8 protein-coding genes are annotated in these 15,930 nt (G+C 73.4%); 7 read left to right on the plus strand and 1 reads right to left on the minus strand.

Annotated features, from left to right (window positions below; translation table 11 throughout):
* Positions 1–184: 184 nt before the first annotated feature.
* From HLK59_RS01410 to HLK59_RS01440, 7 genes are all read left to right on the plus strand, one after another.
* Complete coding sequence (locus tag HLK59_RS01410; protein ID WP_171139283.1) at positions 185–8,323, plus strand: type I polyketide synthase; 8,139 nt, start codon at positions 185–187, stop codon at positions 8,321–8,323.
* Positions 8,324–8,360: 37 nt separating this feature from the next.
* Positions 8,361–9,818 (plus strand): tryptophan 7-halogenase, encoded by a 1,458-nt coding sequence (locus HLK59_RS01415; RefSeq protein ID WP_171139284.1) that lies wholly within the window; start codon positions 8,361–8,363, stop codon positions 9,816–9,818.
* A 114-nt stretch (positions 9,819–9,932) separates the two neighbouring features.
* Complete coding sequence (locus HLK59_RS01420) at positions 9,933–11,120, plus strand: MFS transporter (RefSeq protein WP_171139285.1); 1,188 nt, start codon at positions 9,933–9,935, stop codon at positions 11,118–11,120.
* 223 nt (positions 11,121–11,343) lie between these two features.
* Positions 11,344–11,862, plus strand: a complete 519-nt coding sequence (locus tag HLK59_RS01425; RefSeq protein WP_171139286.1) for a toxin-antitoxin system HicB family antitoxin — start codon at positions 11,344–11,346, stop codon at positions 11,860–11,862.
* 91 nt (positions 11,863–11,953) lie between these two features.
* On the plus strand, positions 11,954–12,796 hold the full coding sequence (locus tag HLK59_RS01430) for a DUF4097 family beta strand repeat-containing protein (RefSeq protein ID WP_171139287.1): 843 nt from the start codon (positions 11,954–11,956) through the stop codon (positions 12,794–12,796).
* 79 nt (positions 12,797–12,875) lie between these two features.
* The gene (locus tag HLK59_RS01435) at positions 12,876–13,868 is read left to right on the plus strand and encodes an ATP-binding cassette domain-containing protein (RefSeq protein ID WP_171139288.1); all 993 of its coding nucleotides are present in this window, start codon (positions 12,876–12,878) and stop codon (positions 13,866–13,868) included.
* Complete coding sequence (locus tag HLK59_RS01440) at positions 13,865–14,656, plus strand: ABC transporter permease (protein WP_171139289.1); 792 nt, start codon at positions 13,865–13,867, stop codon at positions 14,654–14,656. The genes HLK59_RS01435 and HLK59_RS01440 overlap by 4 nt, the downstream gene beginning before the upstream one ends.
* 63 nt (positions 14,657–14,719) lie before the next feature.
* Here the strand turns inward: HLK59_RS01440 and HLK59_RS01445 are convergent, their stop codons facing one another.
* Entirely contained in the window at positions 14,720–15,913 is a 1,194-nt protein-coding gene (locus tag HLK59_RS01445) for a cytochrome P450 (protein WP_171139290.1), read from the minus strand.
* Between the last annotated feature and the right edge of the window lie 17 nt (positions 15,914–15,930).

Raw genomic sequence — 15,930 nt, forward strand, 5'->3', positions numbered from 1 at the left:
AGCGCTCTCAGGGGTGGGGCGCGGCAGATCCTAGCGGCAGATCACTGACAGGTCCATACCAATCGACGGTCTCCGATTCTGACCGTCCAGGGCAACTGGCCGGGTTTCGGCCATCGTTGAAGACCTCCGACGTAGGCTGTTTCAAGATCCGCCGCGGAGCGGACTCCCCCTGACAGGAGGCCCGATGGGTTTGGCGGAGGCGGTCGTGGTCCGGCCGGTGCCGGAGCTGCTCGCGGAGAACGCCGTACGGTACGGCGAGAAGCTCGCGTTCGCCGACGACCGGCGCGGCGTCAGCTGGGCCGAACTGGACCGACGGACCGCCCGGTTGGCGGCCGGACTCGGAGTCGAGCGGGGTACCCGGGTGGCGTTCTGCCTGGACAACAGTGTGGAGCTGGTCGAGGGACTGCTGGCCACCGTCCGTGCCGCGGCGATCGGTGTGCCGCTGCCCCCGCGCGCCACCCATGCCGAACTCGCGTACCTGCTGGCCGACTGCGATCCGGCCGTGGTGGTCACGGACCAGCGGCGGCTGCCGCGCATCGCGGGGATGGTCGCCGGGCGGGGGGTGCGTCTGGTGGTGACCGGTGAGGGTGAGGTGCCGGACGACGCGTCGCACATCGACGAACTCATGGGCGGGGGCGGCCACATGCCCGGGGGTGGCCTCGGGACCGGGCGTGGCCCTGGGACCGGAGGCGGCCCTGGAGCCGGACGGAGCTCTGGGGCCGAGGGGGGCCTTGGGATCGCGGGTGGCTTTGCGGCCAGGGGCGGCCTTGAGGCTGGAGGCAGCCTCGGAGCCGAGAGCAACTCTGCGACCGTGGGCAGCCTTGAGGCCAGGGGCAGCGTTGAGGCCGGGGGCAGCGTTGAGGCCCGGGGCGGCCTTGAGGCCCGGGACTCGGTCGCTCCCCGTGACGATCTCGGGCTGGACGAACCGGCCTGGCTGCTCTACACCTCCGGCACCTCCGGGACGCCGACCGCGGCCGTGTCCAGCCAACGGTCCGCGCTCTGGTCCTCGTTCGCCTGCTATCTGCCAAGGCTGGGGCTCACGGACACGGACCGTGTGCTCTGGCCGCTGCCTCTGGCCCACACCTACGCCCACTCCCTCTGTGTGCTGGGCACGACCGTGGCCGGGGCGAGCGCGCGGATCACCTCGGCGCCCGATCCGGCCCGACTGGTGCGGCTGATCGGCGAGTTCGAGCCGACCGTGCTGGGTGGCGTGCCGCTCACCTTCCGGCAACTGCTCGACGGCGGCCTGGGCGCGGTGCCCTCCCTGCGGGTGTGTGTCACCGCGGGCGCGCCGAGCGACGCCGGTCTGCGGGAGGAGGCCGAGCGGCGTTTCGGCGCACCGCTCCTGGACGGCTACGGCTCCACCGAGACCTGCGGCAAGATCGCCATGGAGGCGGTGGGCGGGTCGCGGGTGCCGGGCGGCAGCGGGACGCCCGTGCCCGGCATGGAGGTGCGGCTGGTCGACCCGGACAGCGGGCTGGACGTGGTCGGGGCCGAGTCGTCGGTCGGGGCGCAGGGCTCGGTGGGCGGCTCGGTCCAGGGCTCGGTCCACAGCACCGTCGGCGGCCCGGTCGGCGGTGAGGGTGAGATCTGGGTGCGTGGCCCCGGTGTCATGCTCGGGTACCACAACCGGCCGGAGGCGAGCGCCGATGCCGTACGCGACGGCTGGTACCGCACCGGCGACCTGGGCCGGCTCGGGGCGGACGGCACTCTGACCGTCACCGGCCGCCTGGGCGACCGGATCGTACGCGGCGGGGAGAACGTCGACCCGGCCGAGGTCGAGCGGGTGCTGCGCGATCTGCCCGGGGTGCGGGACGCGGCCGTGGTGGCACGGGAGCATCCGCTGCTCGGCGAGGTCCCGGTGGCGTTCGTGGTGCCGGCGGAGCAGTCGCTGGACCCGGCCGAGCTGCTGCGGGGGTGCGCGGAGCTGCTGTCGGCTCACAAAGTGCCCGAGGAGGTGCTTTTCACGCCGGCCGTCCCGCGTACGGCGGCGGGCAAGCCCCGCCGGGCGGTGCTGCGCGAGACGCTCGCCGAACGTCCCCCGGCGCCGGAGCTGGCACGGCTGGCCGCTCTCACGGCCGGTGAACGACGCGCCGCGCTCACGGAGTTGGTGTGCGCTCTGGCCGAGGCGATCCGGGGCACGGCGGCCGATCCCGGCACCGCGTTCGCCGATCTCGGCCTGACCTCGCTGGACGCCATGACCTTGTGGCACCGGCTCACGCTGCGCACCGGACTGCGACTGCCGGCGACCCTGGTCTGGGACCATCCGAACCCGGCCGCGGTCGCCGCCTACCTGGACAGCCGGATGAGCGGTGACACAGACGCTCCCGCGTTCCCTCCCGCTCCCGGATCCTCTCCCGCTCCCGCGACGGCCGCTCCGCTCCGCGGCCCGGAGGCCGAACCGGTGGCGATCGTGGCCGTCGGCTGCCGTTACCCGGGCGGTGTGAGCTCCCCGGAGCACCTGTGGCGGCTGGTCTCCGACGGCGTGGACGCCACCGGCGACTTCCCCACCGACCGCGGCTGGGACATCGACGCCCTGCACCATCCCGACCCCGACCGGCTCGGCACGACGTACACCCGGCGCGGCGGCTTCCTGGACGATGTGGCCGGCTTCGACCCGCTGTTCTTCGGTATCTCCCCGCGCGAGGCGCTGGCCACGGACCCCCAGCACCGGCTGCTCCTGGAGGTCGCCTGGGAGACGCTGGAACGCGCCGGCATCCCCGCGCCGTCGCTGCGCGGCTCCAGCACCGGGGTGTACGTCGGTCTGATGCACGCCGGTTACGGCACCGGGCTCTCACCGCACGAGCTGGAGTCGCACATCGGCATCGGCTCGGCGGGCAGCGTGGCCTCGGGCCGGATCTCGTACGTCCTGGGCCTGCGCGGCCCGACCATGACCGTCGACACGGCCTGCTCGTCGTCGCTGGTCGCGATGGACCTGGCGGCGCGGGCGCTGCGCGCGGGCGAGTGCACGCTCGCGCTGGCCGGTGGCGTCACGGTGCTGTCGAGCCCGCAGCCGTTCATCGCGTTCAGCCGGCAGCGCGGACTGTCGGCGGACGGCCGGTGCCGGTCGTTCGCGGCCGACGCGGAAGGCACCGCGTGGGCCGAGGGCGTCGGCCTGGTGCTGCTGGAGAAGCTGTCGGACGCCCGACGCAACGGCCATCCGGTACTGGCCGTGCTGCGCGGGTCCGCGGTGAACTCCGACGGCGCGTCCAACGGGCTGACCGCCCCCAACGGCGAGGCGCAGCGCGAGCTGATCCGGCTGACGCTGGCCGACGCGGGGCTGGGCCCGGCCGACGTGGACGTGGTCGAGGGGCACGGCACGGGCACCGCGCTCGGCGACCCGATCGAGGCCGGCGCCGTGCTGGCCACCTACGGACAGGGCCGTGACCGGACCGACCCGGTGTGGCTGGGTTCGGTCAAGTCGAACCTCGGGCACTCACAGGCCGCGGCCGGGGTGGCCGGTGTGATCAAGATGATCGAGGCCATGCACCACGGCGAACTGCCCCGCTCGCTGCACGCGGAGCGGCCGTCGCCGCACGTGGACTGGTCCGCGGGCGCGGTGCGACTGCTCGACCGGGCACGACCGTGGCCGGAACGCGACCGGCCGCGCCGGGCCGCGGTCTCCTCGTTCGGGATCGGCGGCACCAACGCGCATGTGATCATCGAGCAGCCGTCGGAGGCGGACGGCACGGCCGAGGCCACGCGTCGACTGCCCGTGACCTCCTGGCTGGTGAGCGGCGGCGACGCGGCCGGTCTTCGGGCCCACGCCGGGAGACTCGCGGCGACACTGGCGGAAGCCGCCCCGGACGCGGCCGAGGAAGCCGCGCTGGACATCGCGTACTCACTGGCGACCACCAGGACCCCCCTGTCCCACCGCGCGGCCGTACTGGGCTCCGACACCACCGAACTGCTCGCCGGTCTACGGCAGTTGGCGGCCGGCGGCGAGGGCCCGGCACTCCTCGGGAACACCGTGCGCGGCACCCCCAAGCTGGCGCTGCTCTGCGCCGGCCAGGGCACGCAGCGGGTCGGGATGGGACGTGAACTCTCGGCGGCGTTCCCGGTGTTCGACGCGGCGTTCTCCGAAGTGTGCGAGTGGTTCCGGCCGTTGCTGGACCGACCGCTGCGGGAGGTCATCGACGATCCCGACAGCGGGCTGCTGGACCGCACCGACTACGCGCAACCCGCGCTGTTCGCCTTCGAGGTCGCCCTGCACACACTGCTCGCCGACTGGGGCGTACGGCCGGACTACCTGGTCGGTCACTCGGTCGGCGAGCTCGCGGCCGCGTGTCTCGCCGGTGTGTTCTCGCTCGGCGACGCGGTCCGGCTGGTCGCCGCGCGCGGCAGGCTGATGGCCGCGCTGCCCGCCGGTGGCGCGATGGCCGCGGTGCGGGCGCCGGAGGCCGAAGTGGTGCGCCGGCTCGGCGAGGTGCCCGGCCGCGTCGCGATCGCCGCGGTCAACGGTCCCGCGTCCGTCGTGGTCTCCGGTGACGAGAGCGCGGTGACCGCGCTGGCCGACTCGCTCGGTGGCCGGAGCACCCGGCTGCGGGTGAGCCACGCCTTCCACTCGCCGCTGCTCGACCCGATGCTGGACGGGTTCCGGGCGATCGCCGAGACCGTGACCTACCACCGGCCGACGGTACCGGTGGTGTCCACGGTGACCGGCCGCCCCGAGCCCGAGGCGCTCGCCACCGCCGACCACTGGGTACGGCAGGTGCGCGAGACCGTCCGGTTCGCCGACGCGGTGAACTGGCTGGCCGAGGCGGGTGTGACGGCTTTCGTCGAGGCCGGTCCCGGCGCCGCGCTGAGTGTGGCGGCCGAGGACTGTGTCGCGCCGGACGCGGGCGCCCTGTTCACGTCGTGCGCCGACGCGCGGGAAGCCCTCACGGGGCTGGCCTCGCTCCATGTGCACGGCGTTCCGGTCGACTGGCGGTCGGTGTACGCGGACAGCGGTGCCCGTCGTCGCCCGCTGCCCACCTACCCGTTCCAGCGGCAGCGCTACTGGCTGGACGCGGTACGGCATGCCGCCCCGGCCGGGCATCCGCTGCTGGGCGAGCCGCAGCCGGACGCGGACGGACCCGGTGTGCGGCACGCCGGGGTGCTGTCCGTCGTACGGCAGTCCTGGCTCGCCGACCATGCGATCGGCGGCCGGGTCCTGGTGCCCGCGACGGCGTTCGCCGAGCTGGTCTGCCACGCGGCCGGGACACCGGGTCCGGTCCGGCTGAGCGAACTGGCCTTCCGGGAGCCGCTGGTCCTGCCGGAGTCGGAGCCGGTGCGCGTTCAGGTCGTCACCGGCGGTCCGGACGAGGCGGGGAACCGGCCGGTCGCCGTCTGGTCCCGGGCGGGTGACGCGTGGACGCGGCACGCCACCGCGACCATCGCCCCGGCCGGTGCGGCGCCCGCCGTTCCGCTCGGGGCTTGGCCGCCCACCGGTGCCGAGCGGCTCCCGGTCGACTACGCACGGCTCGCCGCGCACGGCCACCACTACGGTCCGGCGTTCCGAGCGGTGACCGCGCTGTGGCGCCGGGGGACGTCCCTGTACGCCGAACTGGCGCTGCCGCCCCGGGAAGCGGCGACCGCCGGCTCGTACACCCTGCATCCCGCGCTCCTCGACGCGGCGCTGCACGCCGCGCTCCTGGCGGAAGGTCCGGGCGAGGCGCGGGTCCCGCTCACCTGCGCCGGACTGACGGTGCACACCACCGGCGCCACCGCCGCCCGGGCCCAGCTGGAGCGGCTCGGCCCGGACGAGTTCCGGGTCGCTCTCACCGACCACGCCGGCCAGCCGATCGCCACGGTCGAGTCCCTGGTCACGCGGGTCCTTCCCGCCCAACGGCCGGTCAGCCAGGCCGAGTTGTACGGCCTGGTGTGGCGGCCCGTCACGGCGGCCGGCGACGGAGACACGCGGCACGAACTGCTCGACCTGACGGGCACCGGCGTCGGCGGCGACCTCCTCGACGGCACGGCACCCGGCGCGGACACCGGGCTTCTCGACGGCACGGCACCCGGCACGGACACCGGCCCCCTCGACGCGGCGGGACCCGACCTGGGATCCGACCAGCCCGACCGGGTGCGCAGGCTCCTCACCACCACGCTCGCGGGCGTACGGGAGTGGACCGCCGACGCGCGGCCGGGGCGGCTCCTGGTGCTCACCCACCACGCCACCGGAGACGATCCCGACCCGGCACAGGCCGCGGTCGCCGGACTCGTCCGCAGCGCCCAGTCCGAGCACCCCGGCCGGATCGCGCTGGTCGACCTCCGGGGTGGACCGGCGTCCCCGGCGGACCTCGACACGGCACTGCGCACCGGCGAACCCCAGGTGGCCCTCCGGGACGGCGTGGTCCTCGCGCCCCGGCTGACCGCGGTGCGGCCACGGACGGCGGCACCCGCCCTCGATCCCGAGGGGACGGTACTGATCACCGGTGGCACCGGAGCGCTCGGCGCGAGCCTCGCCCGGTACCTGGTGGCCGAACACGGGGTCCGGCACCTGCTGTTGGCGAGCCGCGGTGGCCGTACCCCGGCCTGGGCCGCCGAACTCGACGCGACCGTGCGCACGGCGGCCTGCGAGGTGAGCGACCGCGCCGCCGTGGACGCTCTGGTCGCGTCCTGCCGGCCGGCGCTGACGGCGGTGTTCCATCTCGCCGGGGTCGTGGACGACGGCGTCGTGGACGGCCTGACCCCGCGGCGGCTGGCGACCGTGCTCGCACCGAAGGCGGACGGCGCCTGGCATCTGCACGAGGCCACCAAGGACCTCGGGCTGTCCGCGTTCGTGCTGTACTCCTCGGCCGCGGGCGTGCTGGGCCGCCCCGGACAGGCCAACTACGCGGCGGCCAACGGCTTCCTCGACGCACTCGCCCGGCATCGCGTCGCACAGGGCCTGCCCGCGCAGGCCCTGGCCTGGGGCCCGTGGCACACCGCCGGGGACGACGGCATGGCGGCCCAGATCCCGGCGCGTCAACTCGGCGACGGCGGTGTCCTGCCGGTCGACGAGGAGGAGGGCATCGTGCTGCTCGACCGCGCGCTGCGGACCCCGGAGCCGGTGCTGGTGCCGATCCCGCTGGACCTGCGGGCGCTCGGCGGTCCGGCCACCCCGCCGGTCCTCACGGACCTGGTGCCGAAGCGTCCGGCCGCCGCCCCGACCGCCGTCGCACAGGCGCCCGGCGCCTGGCGGGAGCGGCTCGCCTCCGTTCCGGCGGACGGGCGGGAGGCGGTGCTGGTCGAGCTGATGCGCGCCGAACTGGCCCTGCTGCTGGGCTTCGAGGACCCGGCCACCCTCCCCGCCGATCGCGCGTTCGGGGAGCTCGGCTTCGACTCGCTGATGGCGGTGCAGTTCCGCAATCGGCTCAGCGCGTTCACGCGCGTGCGGCTGGCGTCCACGATCGTGTTCGACCATCCGACGCTGCACTCACTGGCCGCGCACGTCCATGACGCCCTGCGCGAAGTCCTCCCGAACGCCCAAGCCGAAGCCGACGCCGAACCCGGGAGCGGTACCGACGGCGGGGACGAGCCGCCCTCCTACCGCTTCGGCCCCCTCTACCACCAGGTCCTGCGCGAGCGCGGCCCCCTGGAGGCGATGGGGCTGCGCTTCCTGGCGTCCCACGCCCTCCCGTCCTTCACCACCGCCGAACGCGACCGGTACGCGGTCGCCCCGGTCCGGCTGGCACAGGGCGCGGGCACCACGCTGGCGTACATCCCGGACTACCTCACGCCGTACCATCGCGTCCCCGCCGGTCTGGCCAAGCAGTTCGACGGCGAACGCGACCTGTTCCTGCTGGAGCACCCCGGCCTCGGCGGCCGGAAAGCCGTGCCGGACAGTGCGGCCGCGGTCGTGCGGACACACGTGGACGCGGTCGGCGCCCTGTCGTCCGACGGACCGGTCGTCCTCGTGGGCTACTGCGCCGGGGGCGCGATCGCGCACGCCGTGGCCGGTGAGCTCGCCCGGTCGGGCCGGCCGCCGGCCGGCCTGATCCTGCTCGACGCCCACGCGGGTGTGCTGCGCCGGGACGACGAGCGGGCGCTGGCACTGATGACCGCCGGGGCCGAACTGCCGGACGACGTCGTCGCCGAGTTCGAGGACTCGCTGCTGATCGCCGGCGGCGGCTACGCGCGCGTGCTGGAGAACTGGGACCCGGAACCGTCACCGGTCCCGACCCTGCTGGTGCGGGGCCGGCCGACCGCGCAGATGCGTCGCCTCGACCCCGAAGGGGAGTGGCTGCCGCACTGGCCGCTGCCGCACGACACCGCGGACGTCCCCGGCGACCACTACACCCTCGTCCACCACGACGCCGACACCACGGCCGCGGCGATGCGCGCCTGGCTGACGGCATGAGCCACCGACACCGCACCAGGGAAACAGGAGTTGCCGTATGACCCAGGAGTACGACCTGATCGTCGTCGGCGGCGGGCCCGCCGGCTCGACCGCCGCGACCGTCGTGGCCAAGCGCGGGCACCGGGTCCTGCTGCTGGAGCGGGAGACCTTCCCGCGCTACCAGATCGGCGAGTCGCTCCTGCCCGCCACGGTCCACGGCCTGTGCCGCATCCTCGGTGTCGCCGACGAGGTGCAGCGGGCCGGGTTCACCCTCAAGCGCGGCGGGACGCTGCGCTGGGGCCGTGACCCCGAGCCGTGGCAGTTCTCCTTCGCCATGACTCCGCGCGTCCCCGAGCCCACCGCGACGGCCTTCCAGGTGGAGCGCTCACGCTTCGACGAGATCCTGCTGCGCGGCGCCGAACGGGCCGGCGCCGAGGTCCGCGAGGGCAGCGCGGTGCGTCGTGCCGTCGCCGACGACGAGCGGGTGCGGGGCGTCGAGTACACCGACGCCGACGGCAACTCCCATACGGTGTACGCCCGTTACGTCATCGACGCGTCCGGCAACACCAGCCGGCTGCACGGCGGGGTCGGCGGCGGGCGCGTGTACTCCGACTTCTTCCGCAACCTCGCCGTGTTCGGCTACTTCGCGGGCGGGGCCCGGCTGCCCGAGCCGAACAGCGGCAACATCTTCTGCGCCGCGTTCGACGCGGGCTGGCTCTGGTACATCCCGCTGCGTGACGACCTGACGAGTGTCGGCGCGGTGATCTCCCCCACGCACACGCCGGCCGTCCAGCGCGACGCGCGGGCCGCGTGGCGGGACATGATCGCCGCCTGCCCCGAGGTGAGCCGGCTGGTGGCGAGCGTACCGGAGGCGACCGAGCAGCCGTACGACCAGGTGCGGGTGCGCAAGGACTGGTCGTACTGGAAGAAGGCCTTCTGGACTCCGGGCATGGCACTGGTCGGCGACGCCGCGTGCTTCGTGGACCCGGTGCTGTCCTCCGGCGTCCATCTGGCCACCTACGGCGCCCTGCTGGCCGCCCGTTCGGTGAACTCCGCGCTGGACGGCAGCGTGCCCGAGGAACTGGGCTTCGCCGAGTTCGAGACCCGCTACCGCCGCGAGTACCGCGTGTTCTACGACTTCCTCATCTCGTTCTACGACATGGAGCGCAACGAGGACTCGTACTTCTGGTCGGCGAAGAAGATCACGAAGGTGGAGCTCGGCGAGGCCGCCGCGTTCGCCGAGCTGGCGGGCGGGCTGGTGTCCCGCGACACGGCGGTCGTCCGCGCCGACTGGCACAGCTCGGCGGCCCAACTGGACGGCGCGGTGGAGAAGTTGGCGGCCTCCGACGGGCGTATCAACCCGCTGTTGTCCGCCCCGGTCGTCGGTGAGACCTTCCGCACCGGCAACGACCTTCAGGAGCAGGCCCTTTACGGCGGCCCGCTCGACGATCCCGGCCCGGCCGACCTCGACGGCCTGGCCGTCACGCCGGACGGTCTGTCCTGGGTCAAGGCGTGAGCCCGGACTCCCCCGGCGGCTCGTAGAAGGCAGGTGTGGGACAGCGCTCGTTGACCTTGCCCCAGGGGGAGCCCGCAGCATCGGTGCACGGACCGGGCGGGCGGGGAGGCGCGAGTGCTGGTGGACGTACGGCCGCTGCGTGGAGGTGCCTTCAGGCGCCTGTGGGCGGCCGGCCTGGTGACCGGCCTGGGGGCTCAACTCACCGCGGTCGTCGTGCCGTTGCAGCTCTACGGCTTCACCGGGTCGTCCGCCTACGTCGGGCTGGCCGGATTGGTGGGCTTCGCACCGATGGCCGCGGCCGCGCTGTGGGGCGGCGCGCTGGCCGACGTACGGGACCGGCGGCGGGTGCTGCTGGTGACGACGGCCGGGATCGGTGTGACGTCGTTGCTGCTGTGGGCCCAGGACCGGGCGGGCCTGCGGTCGGCCGGTGTGCTGCTGGCGCTGGTGGCCGTGCAGCAGGCCCTGTTCGGCGCCAATGCCGCGGTGGGGCGGGCGGTCGTTCCGCGGCTGGTGCCGCCCGAGTCGCTGACCGCCGCCAACGCGCTCCAGTCGACGGTCGTCATGTCGGCCGGGATCGCGGGTCCGCTGCTGGCCGGCGCGCTGCTGCCGGTGGTGGGTGCGCGGACGCTGTATCTGGCGGATGCCGTCGCCGTCTGCGCGACGGTGTGGGCGGTGTGGCGGTTGCCGCCGCTCCCTCCCCTCGGCGCCGCCGGGAGGAAACGGGCCGGCGTCCGGCAGATCGCTGACGGCTTCCGGTTCGTGGCGCGCCGCCAGGTACTGCTGCTGGTGTATCTCGCCGACTTCGCCGCCCTGTTCCTGGGGTTGCCCACGGCTCTCTTCCCGCAACTGGCCCAGGAGACCTTCCGGGCGTCGGACATCGGCGTCCTGTACGCCGCCCTCTCGGTGGGCGGGGTGCTGGCCGGCCTCTTCTCCGGGGCCTTCACCCGGGTGAGCCGGCACGGCGTCGCGGTCGCCGTCTCGGTCGGCGTCTGGGGCCTGGCCGTCGCGGGGTTCGGCGTGACCGGCTCGCTGGTCGCGGCGGCCTGCTGGCTGGCCCTGGCGGGCGGGGCGCTCCTCGTGCTGGGCGTCTTCCGCCGGACCGTTCTGCAGACGGCCGTGCCGGACGGGATGCGGGGCCGGCTCCAGGGGATCGACACGGTGGTGGCCGCGGGCGGGCCCCGGTTGGGCGATCTGGCGCACGGCATGGCGGGGGCTGCGTTCGGGGCCGGCTGGGCCGTCACCGGGGGTGGGCTTCTGACGGTGGCGGTCGCGGGCGTCCTGCTGCTGCGCTTCCTCCGGTGAAGCGCTTCCTCCGGTGAGGCATGACGTGGCACCGCATGGCACTACATGGCACCACCTGGCGCCATCTCGCACTTACAGAGACACCCGAGCACGCATGGCGCCATTGCCGACCATCTAGGCATCACGATATTTACGCAGGTCAGAGCACCCACCCGACAGAGTGGCGCCACCGGCGCCACACCATGGCTTGCGCATGGCACCACAGTGATGCCATGATGGCGTCATGGACCTCACCCCGTATGTCGACACCCTCCGCCGCGAACTCGCGGTGGCCGCCGAAGCCGGTGGCGACGAAGCCCGCGAGCTGGCGGAGCGGCTCACCGCTCCGCTGGAGTCGGCGACTCGGCTGACCATGCTCAACGTGCTCTCCGCCGCGATGGACGAGATCACCCGCGATCTCGCCCCCGGCTCGGTCGACGTACGGCTGCGCGGGCTCGACCCCGACTTCGTGGTGACACCGCCGCCCACCTACGGCGCCGCCCCCGCGGAGCCGGCCGCACCCGCCGAACCGCTCAGGACCCCGGCCCCGGCCGACGGCGACGAGGGCGGCACCGCCCGCATCAACCTGCGGCTGCCGGCCCACCTCAAGACCCGCGCCGAGGAGGCCGCGAACCGCGAGGGCCTGTCGGTCAACGCGTGGCTGGTGCGCGCCGTGTCGGCCGCGGTCGACGGCGGCACCCGGCCACGCACGACGGAGAAGACCCAGACCCTCGGACAGAGCTTCACGGGCTGGGTGCGCTGACCGCACCCACGCCCCGGGAAACAGACACCGCACTCACCCACCACGTCCCACCAGCGGGGACGCCCTGAAGACCCAAGAGGACGGGACAGTCATGCCTTCTTTCGACACCTTCGAACCGATCTCGGTCACCGCGCACGTCGGGGCCGGCTCCATCCAGTTCACCGCGGGCGACCGCCCCGACACCGTCGTCGAGGTACGGCCCAGCGACCCGAAGAAGGACAAGGACGTGCGGGCGGCCGAGCAGACCGAGGTCGGCTACGCGAGCGGTGTCCTCACCGTCAGGACGAAGGAGCGCCGCCTCGTCGGACCCAGCGGCGCCGTGAACGTGACGGTCGAGCTGCCCACCGACTCGAACATCGAGCTGACCGGCTCCTGGATCCAGGTCCTCGGCGAGGGCCGGCTGGGCGAGGTCCGGGTGAAGACCTCCACCGGTGACGTCCGCCTCGACACCACGGGTCCGCTGCGGGGGACCGTGTCGCACGGCTCGATCACCGTCGAACGGGTCGAGGGCGAGGCCGAGCTGACCACCAGCTCCGGCAATCTGCGGGTCGGCCTCGTCGACGGACCCGCCGTCCTGAAGAACAGCCACGGCATCACGACCGTCGCGGCCGTGACCGGCGAACTGCGGGTGAACGGCGCCAACGGCGGCATCGACATCGCGCGCGCCGAGTCCTCGGTCACCTGCACCACGACCAACGGCCATCTGCGGGTCGCCGAGGTCGCCCGGGGCGAGGTCCAGCTGGAGACGTCCAACGGCGCCATCGAGATCGGGATCCGCCAGGGCACCGCCGCCTGGCTCGACGTCAGCTCCAACCGTGGACAGGTACGCAACTCGCTCAGCGCCTCCGACGCTCCGGAGCAGACCGAGGACACCGTCAAGATCCGCGCACGGACCCACTGGGGCAACATCGACGTCCTGCGCGCCAAGGCCTGAACCGCCACCTCCTCGACCGGCCCCGCCTCCTCGCCCAGCCCCGCTCCCTCACCACTTCAGCCTTCGATCGGAGGGCCCCATGCCTTCATCTGTCATGCCCACGCCCAGGCAGGCCGACGGTCCCACGTCACCGGCCGCCGTCTCCACCATCGGTCTGCGCAAGTCGTACGGCGACAAGGTCGTCCTCGACGGCATCGATCTGCACATCCCGGCCGGCTCGGTCTTCGCGCTGCTCGGACCGAACGGCGCCGGGAAGACCACCGCCGTGAAGATCCTGTCCACGCTGATCACGGCGGACGGCGGACAGGCCCAGGTCGCGGGCCACGACCTCGCCACGTCACCTGACGGCGTGCGGGCCGCGATCGGGGTCACCGGGCAGTTCTCCGCCGTCGACGGCCTGATCACCGGCGAGGAGAACATGCTCCTGATGGCGGACCTGCACCACCTGTCCAAGCAGGAGGGACGCCGGGTCACCGCCGAACTCCTGGAACGCTTCGACCTCACCGAGGCCGCGCAGAAGCCCGCCTCCACCTACTCCGGCGGCATGAAACGCCGCCTGGACATCGCCATGACCCTGGTCGGCGGCCCGCGGATCATCTTCCTCGACGAACCCACCACCGGCCTCGACCCCCGCTCCCGCCACAACATGTGGCAGATCATCCGCGAACTCGTCACCGACGGCGTCACCGTCTTCCTCACCACCCAGTACCTGGAGGAGGCAGACCAACTCGCCGACCGCATCGCGGTCCTCCACGACGGAAGGATCGCCGCCGAGGGCAGCGCGGAGGAACTCAAACGGCTCATCCCTGGCGGACACGTCCGGCTGCGGTTCACCGACCCGGCCGCCTACCAGAGCGCCGCCGACACCCTGCACGAGGTCACCCGCGACGACGAGGCACTCACCCTCCAGCTCCCCAGCGACGGCAGCCAGCGCGACCTGCGCACCCTCCTGGACCGGCTGGACACGGCCGGCATCGAGGCCGACGAACTCACCGTCCACACCCCCGACCTCGACGACGTCTTCTTCGCCCTCACCGACGACACCGACCAGCCCAAGGAGAACGCCCGATGAGCACCCTGTCCCTCGCCGTACGCGACTCCTCCACCATGCTGCGACGCAACCTGCTGCACGCCCGCCGCTACCCGTCGATGACGCTGAACCTGCTGCTCACACCGGTCATGCTCCTGCTGCTGTTCGTCTACATCTTCGGCGACGCGATGAGCGCCGGCATCGGGGGCGGCGGGGCGGACCGCTCCGAGTACATCGCGTATCTCGTCCCGGGCATCCTGCTGATGACCATCGGCTCCACCACGATCGGCACCGCCGTGTCCGTCTCCATGGACATGAACGAGGGCATCATCGCCCGCTTCCGCACCATGGCGATCCACCGCGGGTCGGTGCTCATCGGACACGTCATCGGCAGCGTGCTCCAGTGCGTCGCCAGCGGGGTCCTCGTCGGGGTCGTCGGGGTGGCCATCGGCTTCCGCTCGGTCGACGCCACCGTCCTGGAATGGATCGCCGCGGTCGGACTGATCGCATTGTTCGCCCTGGCCCTCACCTGGATCGCCGTCGGCATGGGCCTGTCCAGCCCGAACCCCGAGGCGGCCAGCAACAACGCGATGCCGCTGATCTTCCTGCCCCTGATCTCCAGCACGTTCGTCCCGGTGGACGCGATGCCGGGCTGGTTCCGGCCCATCGCCGAGTACCAGCCCTTCACACCCGCCATCGAGACCCTGCGCGGACTGCTGCTCGGCACCGAGATCGGCCACAACGGCTGGCTGGCCGTGGCCTGGTGCCTGGGCCTCACGGCGCTCGGCTACCGCTGGTCCAAGTCGCTCTTCGACCGCGACCCGAAGTAGGGGCGCTCCGCTTCCCCCTTCGAGGGCACCGGCCGCACCAGGCGGCCGGTGCCCTCGAAGGCGTCACCAGGCCACGGGCAGCTCCCGCACACCGTGGATCGCGCGCCCCTCGAAGGCGTACTCCTCCGCGGGGAGACCGGTCAGACGCAGCCCCGGCAGCCGCTCGAACAGCATCGGCAGGGCGATCTGGAGCTCGGCGCGGGCGAGCGACTGGCCGAGGCAGTGGTGCAGGCCGTGGCCGAAGGCCAGATGCTGACCCGCGTCCCGGGTGAGGTCCAGCGTGTCCGGGCCGGTGAAGACCGCGGGGTCCCGGTTGGCGGCCTGGAGGGCGACCACCACCCCCTCGCCGGCCCGGACGGTGACACCGCCGACCTCGACGTCCTCGGTGGCGATTCGGCGCAGCCCGATGTGTACGACGGTCAGATAGCGCAGCAGCTCCTCCACCGCACCCGGCACGAGGTCCTCGTCGGCGCGCAGTGCCGCCAGCTGGTCGGGGTGGCGCAGCAGGGCGACGACGCCGAGGGAGAGCATGCTCGCGGTCGTCTCGTGCCCGGCGATGAGGAGCTGGACGAGCATCCCGGCCGCCTCCGCGGCGTCGGCCTCGCCGGTGGCGACCCGCTCGGTGGCGAGCTTGCTCATCAGGTCGTCGCCCGGTTCGCGGGACTTGGCGGCGAGCAGCTCCCGCAGGTAGCCGAAGAGGGCGCCCCAGCCCGCCCGCATGGCCTCCGGTCCCGCCGAGACGGTCGCGAACGCGGCGGCCTGCTTGTTGATGAAGTCCCGGTCCGTGTAGGGCACTCCGAGCAGTTCGCAGATGACCAGGAGGGGCAGCGGGAGGGTGAAGTGCTCGACCAGGTCGGCCGGTTGCTCCTGTTTGAGCAGTCCGTCGAGGAGGTCGGCGGTGATGTTCCGGATGGCGGGCCGCAGTTGCTCGACCCGGCGGAAGGTGAACTCGGGGATGAGCATGCGGCGCAGCCGGGTGTGGTCCGGCGGGTCCATCGCGAAGAGCTGGCCGGGCGTGAGCGGCGGAGGCGTCGGCTGAAGGCCCGGGAAGCCGGGCCGCACGTTCTGCGAGCTGAACCGGGCGTCGCTGAGAACGGCGCGGGCGTCCTCGTGCCGGGTGACGAGCCAGGGGTGGGTGTCACCCCAGAGGCTGATCCTGGCGAGGGGGCGCTCCTCGGTCCAACGGCGGTATTCGGCGGCGGGGTCGAGGAGCGGCCGGTGGTCGGGCAGGGGTGGCGGGGTTTTCGTCGGGCTCATGTGGGGGGCTCCGGTGA

It is taken from the genome of Streptomyces sp. S3(2020), assembly GCF_013044505.1.
In the GTDB taxonomy this organism is placed as follows: domain Bacteria; phylum Actinomycetota; class Actinomycetes; order Streptomycetales; family Streptomycetaceae; genus Streptomyces.

Excerpts from the sequence above, each read along its gene's own strand:
- HLK59_RS01410 (WP_171139283.1), top strand. The coding sequence starts at position 185 with ATGGGTTTGGCGGAGGCGGTCGTGGTCCGGCCGGTGCCGGAGCTGCTC.
- HLK59_RS01415 (WP_171139284.1), top strand. The coding sequence starts at position 8,361 with ATGACCCAGGAGTACGACCTGATCGTCGTCGGCGGCGGGCCCGCCGGC.
- HLK59_RS01425 (WP_171139286.1), top strand. The coding sequence starts at position 11,344 with ATGGACCTCACCCCGTATGTCGACACCCTCCGCCGCGAACTCGCGGTG.
- HLK59_RS01430 (WP_171139287.1), top strand. The coding sequence starts at position 11,954 with ATGCCTTCTTTCGACACCTTCGAACCGATCTCGGTCACCGCGCACGTC.
- HLK59_RS01435 (WP_171139288.1), top strand. The coding sequence starts at position 12,876 with ATGCCTTCATCTGTCATGCCCACGCCCAGGCAGGCCGACGGTCCCACG.
- HLK59_RS01440 (WP_171139289.1), top strand. The coding sequence starts at position 13,865 with ATGAGCACCCTGTCCCTCGCCGTACGCGACTCCTCCACCATGCTGCGA.
- HLK59_RS01445 (WP_171139290.1), bottom strand. The coding sequence starts at position 15,913 with ATGAGCCCGACGAAAACCCCGCCACCCCTGCCCGACCACCGGCCGCTC.